2 tRNA genes and 1 rRNA gene are annotated in these 544 nt (G+C 48.3%); all 3 read left to right on the plus strand.

The features are described from left to right. Positions 1–27 precede the first annotated feature (27 nt). Positions 28–104: transfer RNA gene (locus LC095_RS26665), tRNA-Ile, on the plus strand. Between the two features lie 16 nt (positions 105–120). Further along, positions 121–196: transfer RNA gene (locus LC095_RS26670), tRNA-Ala, on the plus strand. A 238-nt stretch (positions 197–434) separates the two neighbouring features. Then, a 23S ribosomal RNA gene (locus LC095_RS26675) occupies positions 435–544 on the plus strand; the annotation flags it as partial.

Below are 544 nucleotides of genomic sequence, written 5' to 3' on the forward strand. Positions count from 1 at the left end.
AACTTTGTTCTCTTATCATATAGAGATGGGCCTATAGCTCAGCTGGTTAGAGCGCACGCCTGATAAGCGTGAGGTCGATGGTTCGAGTCCATTTAGGCCCACCATCTCAATTCAATTTACGGGGCCTTAGCTCAGCTGGGAGAGCGCCTGCTTTGCACGCAGGAGGTCAGCGGTTCGATCCCGCTAGGCTCCACCAAATGTTCCTTGAAAACTAGATAACGAAACAATTCAAGTAATTCACTGAGTTTAAACGCTTAGTTTAGTGATTCTCTTAATAATAGAACGGATATTCAGTATGTACTGATATCCTAAGGCGAAGGAGAAGCAAAGAGTACGAGGCGGCGAGTGTTTGAGGAGCGGAGTGGACGTTTTTGTCCATGAGCACCGCAGAACGCGAAGCCAACGAAGTAATCTGAAGCTCATCTTTCGCCGAAGGTTAAGTTGTTAAGGGCGCACGGTGGATGCCTTGGCACTAGGAGCCGATGAAGGACGGTACTAACACCGATATGCTTCGGGGAGCTGTAAGTAAGCTTTGATCCGGAGA

The organism is Metabacillus niabensis, from assembly GCF_020524345.1.
Taxonomy (GTDB): Bacteria; Bacillota; Bacilli; order Bacillales; family Bacillaceae; genus Metabacillus; species Metabacillus niabensis_B.